The sequence below is a fragment of the Methylophaga sp. UBA1464 genome (assembly GCF_002325665.1).
In the GTDB taxonomy this organism is placed as follows: Bacteria; Pseudomonadota; Gammaproteobacteria; order Nitrosococcales; family Methylophagaceae; genus Methylophaga.
This window is the reverse complement of sequence record NZ_DCSO01000073.1, coordinates 6,920-11,676: the sequence shown is the minus strand read 5'-3', so window position 1 is coordinate 11,676 and position 4,757 is coordinate 6,920. Positions and strand designations below refer to the sequence as shown.

Genomic DNA, 4,757 nt, shown 5'->3' with positions numbered 1-4,757 from the left:
AGGAGCGCGAACCTGGAAAGCCAGCCAAGCCCTGATGCCTGTTTCTTCAGTCTGCAGGCGGGTAATATGGGTTCGTTGAATGAGGGACTGCTCACCACCTTGCGCACTACCCTGACCCAGCATTTGCACGATCAATCCATCAAGGCCGTTCAGTGGCCCGGCCAGGTCAATTTGTACCCTCCTCATGCGCGGCAGCACCAGCGCATCGGCAATGATCTGAGCGGGTTTAGTCAAAATGCCAGGGGTACTGTCCGGGCGCGACAATTCAATCGAATCAGGTACAAATTCTATGGCCTGTCCCGATGCCATAACCTGAGGGGTCAATTTCAGTGCAAGACGGCCCTGCCACGGTTTCGGTCCCCGGCAGGCACCGAGCACGTAGCCACCGGTAGTAGCAGTCAATGCCATTCCAACAGACAGTTGGTCACCATCGGTCACCACCACCATATCGGATAACTCAACCCGGTTGCATGGGTCGTTGCTAATCGTGCTTTGGCCATTTTCATCGAAATCAAGGACGCGACTGATCGCCGTCTGAAGATGAGCGGTTTCAGCCAGCAAAGGGATCTCAACTTCGCCCGCTGACAGCGCGTTCGAACTATATAAGACGAAAAGCAGCCACCCAATATGTTTCATTCGATGTTCCAATGGTTAAAAGCGAGATGATTCAGGGTCAGGGCTCGATCCAGTGCTGACCTGTAATATTATGCCGCTCTTTTTAAAGAAGTGTTATGAAATACAGCGTTCGAGCAGATCAAGGATGATTGCCTTGTCAAAGCAGTAGTCTTCAATCAGATTTGAAACCAAAATCTTCGCAATCTCGCGGCGCTTCAATTTGGATACCTGGCTTTTTATGATCAGCCCTGACCTTTGCATAGTACGCCCGCACACATATTCATCAGCTATTTGTCACTATGCCTGATAACACTATCATTGGTTCATTAGGTAATTCAAAGTAAGACCTCTTTATCAACGATAAAAGAACAAAGTATGCGACATGATTTGCGGAATTGAGCCCAGTGATCAGGCTATATTTGGCGGTGCAGGCAACACCAATCTATATAAATGTTATTGACCAACATTATGCAGGAGCAATAAGCCCTCCCGACCGATTATCTTTCTACCCGTGATACCCACCCCCCCTGACAAGCAAGGATGCATTTATGTCAAAACCTATTCTTTTATTTTTAGCGGTTTTCTATTTCACCGTTCAAGTTTTCGCCGTTGGAGCAGAGACACCACCACAGGTCCAACTGGCAAACGTTTATGACCAGGATAATGTCAGTGACATCAGCAACTACTTGGTCAGTGAAAAATACGATGGTGTGCGTGCCATATGGACAGGCGAAGAACTGCTTACCAGGCAAGGCAATGCAATATCAGCTCCTGAATGGTTTACTGCTCCCCTTCCTGGGGTTTGGCTTGATGGTGAGCTATGGACACGACGGCAGGATTTCGACGCTTTAAGCGGTATTGTACGAACCCAAACGCCAGATGATGAACTTTGGCGTGAAGTCAGATATATGGTTTTTGATATGCCCGACGCGAACCTTCCTTTTGAGCAGCGTTATAACAACTATTCACGCCTGGTCGAACAGATAAATGCTGACCATATTCAGGCCGTCAAACAACAACGTTTTGACTCCAACCATGCATTAAGTGAACACCTGCAAACGCTGGTTGAAAATGGTGCGGAAGGTTTGATGTTGCATTTAGCATCAGCGCCGCACCGCTCCAACAGAAGTGATGCTTTATTGAAGTTAAAACCTTACTTTGATAACGAAGCTGAAGTCATTGCGCATTTACCCGGTCAGGGCAAATACACGGGCATGCTTGGAGCGCTGCGAGTAAAGAATCAACAAGGCATTGAATTTTCTATTGGCACTGGGTTCAAGGACGCGGATCGCGCGAACCCTCCGCCTATCGGCAGTATCATCACTTATAAATACCATGGCTTCACAAATAATGGCGTGCCCCGTTTTGCCAGCTTTTTACGAATCAGGGAGTAATGAGAATTGAGGGGCGGACGGAGTGAATTGCCTTGCCAGCGCTACGATGCCAAGGCACGGAGCACAAGCTCCGGCTCTTTGGCGACGACATTCAAAAGCACCAGAGCGGGTCCTTGCGGGGTACGATCCCCACGCTCCCAGTGGCGGAGAGTACTGACGCTTATACCGAATGCCGATGCAAATTCATTTTGGGACATACCGACTTTAGTCCGAATCTTCTTTACATCCAGCGGGCTAAATTCGTGTACCACGGCTTTACTGGATTTGCCTTTAGAAAACTCTACTGCCTCGGTCAAACCCTGTTTAATACTTGAAAATGCATTAGTCATCATTGCCACCATAGTGTTTACGTAAAAGACGGGTGAATTTTGCAAGTTGATTTCGCTCGGACTTGCTCAGATTCGCTTTTTCACCTTTGCCGAATACAGTTAATAAAAACAGCGGCATCGTGCCATTGTGGTAGTAGTAAATAATGCGAACCCCACCACTTTTACCTTTTCCTTGGGCAGACCATCGTAGCTTCCTAATTCCACCCGTGCCCTGCATGAGGTCGCCAGATTGAGGATGGAGAGCCAAATAATTGATAATGCTGACCTTCTCTTCTTCGCTGAGAAGACCCAATGCACGTTTCAGGAATTCAGGTAGCTCTACGATCGTCTGCATGAAACAAAATGTAATCCATTGGATTACCCTTTGTCAAGACGGCCTAACGTTTTAAGCAGTGGCACAACTGGCTATGTCCGATGCCTTAACGTGTTAGCCGCCTTTAGTTGATTTTCGACATTAATTCTCGAACCTCGTCAGCACGTAATGGCCTAACAAGACGATCCACTTCATTACCATCGTGCAGGAGTATCAAAGTTGGCCAGAGCTTTACCTTGAACAAACGCCCCAGTCGTTTGCCCTTTCCATCATAGATTTTGATATGTCGGAGTTCTGAATGTTCAGATACGACTTCGTCTATCGCCGAACGTGCAGCCTGACAGTGTCCACACCAGGGCGCGCCAAACTCAAGTAAAACCTCACCGGGTAACTCGCTAATTTGTTCAAATGTAAATGCTTCTTCGGCGTAATCAGAGTTAGAACCAATATCACTGGTTTTCATCCTTTTTACTCCCCACTGTAAGTTACAAGAATAATCAAAAGGGTCAGAGTGTTTGATTTTTAGCTTGCTCGCGAAATTTCTCCGATTTCCTGTCACCACCACGATGAGCAGGCTCCACACGTCGGTTAATCTGTGTTTCAACCTGTCGTTTGAAACGCTCACTACCCAATACCCACGCTTTATTGGTTGCAGCTCTTATTAATTCTAATGTGTTATCAGATAAACACTCATCAAACAAACCAACATACCTGGAAAGCCTTTCAGTATGAGTATCGCCTAATTTCACGTATTGCTCATGCGGCGTTAACAACGCGATTGACTTCCCCACTGCATTTGCTTGATAACTTGACCAGGGATATTCGACTGGATGCTCTACCATGCCTGCTCTAACAGGATTCATTTCAATGTATCTCATTAAAGTTAATAAGTAATGATCGCTATCGACAAGTGTTGATTTATATCGTCCTTCCCACAAAGTTCCTGTGCGTTGATAGGTTTTATTAATGTACAAAACATAATAACGCCCTATTGATTGCATCATTTTACTGATAGCACCCTCGTGTTCAGTTGAAAGTAATAAATGAACATGATTTGTCATTAGTACATAGGCATGTACTTTCACTTGATACTTCTCGGACAAGTCTTTGAGTTTAGCTAAATAAACCGTGTAATCCTCATCAGCGAAGAAGATAGCTTGGCGATTATTACCTCGTTGAATGATATGTTGAGGACAGTCCTTTATAAACAATCTTGGCAATCGGGCCATGAGCAATCCTTGCTTAATGACGATAAAATTTATTTATTCACTGAACAAAACCAAATTCTCTGACCTTTTAGGTTCCGCCCCATCCAAGAGCTATTTCCAACCCTGAATCCATTTTTCCTGGTTTTTTAATTCCGTCCAGTCGATTGAATAGATCTTCTTAGAAATAATCGCTTCCACTTTGCATGAGATAACTGAGCCATCTTCGTCAAACTCGATATCTGATACCAAGAAATGCTTTTCTCGCTTTATCGGATTCACCGCGGTCCACTTACTGTTATGTAGCTTAGCTGGGTTTATTCGATTCATAGCAATGCCTGGTGACAATATTATCCAATTTAAGATTAACATGACTCGATTGTAAATAAACTCTCATCCTAAATAGTGTCTAAGCGTTTTCGTGTAGCCTTAAAATACTCCATAACGACTTTTCATCGGCTGCATAAATATATGCTTAGAGTAAAATCAAACACTCTGACCCCATTGATTTCTGTTCTTCCTGCTGGCCTCCGGTGATATGTTTTACGAAAAGCTTGTCCATATCATGCCGACGTTCAAAGACAAGCGCAACGCGACCAGAATTAGCTATGATATCGAACGCAAGTTGTCGAATTATTTGTTTACCATTACCCTCATTAACGCTGCGCTCGGAATAACAATTGGTGTAGCAATGTGGCTACTGGGCATGCCAAATCCCATCTTATTCGGTGTGTTAGCGTTCGTCTTTAATTTTGTGCCCTATATTGGCGCTATTGTCGGCGTTGCGATCGCGGCCCTCGTGGGTTTGCTCACCTTTGACCATACCGGTGCCGCGCTGCTGCCGGCCCTAGCTTACTTGATCCTAACTATTGTTGAAGGACAGCTTGCCACGCCATATTTC

The 4,757-nt window shown here is 45.3% G+C and carries 7 protein-coding genes and 1 pseudogene; 2 read left to right on the top strand and 6 right to left on the bottom strand.

Translation table 11 applies throughout. The features are described 5' to 3' along the window. Positions 1-636: pseudogene (locus B3O33_RS08890) on the bottom strand (lytic transglycosylase domain-containing protein); the annotation flags it as partial. Between the two features lie 527 nt (positions 637-1,163). Here B3O33_RS08890 and B3O33_RS08885 point away from each other — a divergent pair. After that, entirely contained in the window at positions 1,164-2,009 is an 846-nt protein-coding gene (locus B3O33_RS08885; protein WP_292362156.1) for a DNA ligase, read from the top strand. 41 nt (positions 2,010-2,050) lie between these two features. Here the strand turns inward: B3O33_RS08885 and nadS are convergent, their stop codons facing one another. The 5 genes from nadS to B3O33_RS16025 all read right to left on the bottom strand — a co-directional run bounded on the left by nadS (position 2,051) and on the right by B3O33_RS16025 (position 4,186). After that, positions 2,051-2,338, bottom strand: a complete 288-nt coding sequence (nadS, locus tag B3O33_RS08880; protein ID WP_014706138.1) for a NadS family protein — start codon at positions 2,336-2,338, stop codon at positions 2,051-2,053. Beyond that, the gene (locus B3O33_RS08875) at positions 2,331-2,672 is read right to left on the bottom strand and encodes a type II toxin-antitoxin system RelE/ParE family toxin (RefSeq protein ID WP_292362155.1); all 342 of its coding nucleotides are present in this window, start codon (positions 2,670-2,672) and stop codon (positions 2,331-2,333) included. The genes nadS and B3O33_RS08875 overlap by 8 nt, the downstream gene beginning before the upstream one ends. A gap of 103 nt (positions 2,673-2,775) precedes the next feature. Next, positions 2,776-3,114 (bottom strand): thioredoxin family protein, encoded by a 339-nt coding sequence (locus tag B3O33_RS08870; protein WP_292362154.1) that lies wholly within the window; start codon positions 3,112-3,114, stop codon positions 2,776-2,778. Positions 3,115-3,157: 43 nt separating this feature from the next. Beyond that, positions 3,158-3,880: a transposase gene (locus tag B3O33_RS08865; RefSeq protein WP_292362153.1), complete on the bottom strand. Its 723-nt coding sequence runs from the start codon at positions 3,878-3,880 to the stop codon at positions 3,158-3,160. A gap of 90 nt (positions 3,881-3,970) precedes the next feature. Then, positions 3,971-4,186, bottom strand: a complete 216-nt coding sequence (locus tag B3O33_RS16025) for a TIGR02450 family Trp-rich protein (protein WP_300495897.1) — start codon at positions 4,184-4,186, stop codon at positions 3,971-3,973. A 208-nt stretch (positions 4,187-4,394) separates the two neighbouring features. Here B3O33_RS16025 and B3O33_RS08860 point away from each other — a divergent pair. Further along, on the top strand, positions 4,395-4,757 hold a 363-nt coding region (locus B3O33_RS08860; RefSeq protein ID WP_292363447.1), incomplete at its 3' end, for an AI-2E family transporter.

Excerpts from the sequence above, each read along its gene's own strand:
- B3O33_RS08885 (WP_292362156.1), top strand. The coding sequence starts at position 1,164 with ATGTCAAAACCTATTCTTTTATTTTTAGCGGTTTTCTATTTCACCGTT.
- nadS (WP_014706138.1), bottom strand. The coding sequence starts at position 2,338 with ATGACTAATGCATTTTCAAGTATTAAACAGGGTTTGACCGAGGCAGTA.
- B3O33_RS08875 (WP_292362155.1), bottom strand. The coding sequence starts at position 2,672 with ATGCAGACGATCGTAGAGCTACCTGAATTCCTGAAACGTGCATTGGGT.
- B3O33_RS08870 (WP_292362154.1), bottom strand. The coding sequence starts at position 3,114 with ATGAAAACCAGTGATATTGGTTCTAACTCTGATTACGCCGAAGAAGCA.
- B3O33_RS08865 (WP_292362153.1), bottom strand. The coding sequence starts at position 3,880 with ATGGCCCGATTGCCAAGATTGTTTATAAAGGACTGTCCTCAACATATC.
- B3O33_RS16025 (WP_300495897.1), bottom strand. The coding sequence starts at position 4,186 with ATGAATCGAATAAACCCAGCTAAGCTACATAACAGTAAGTGGACCGCG.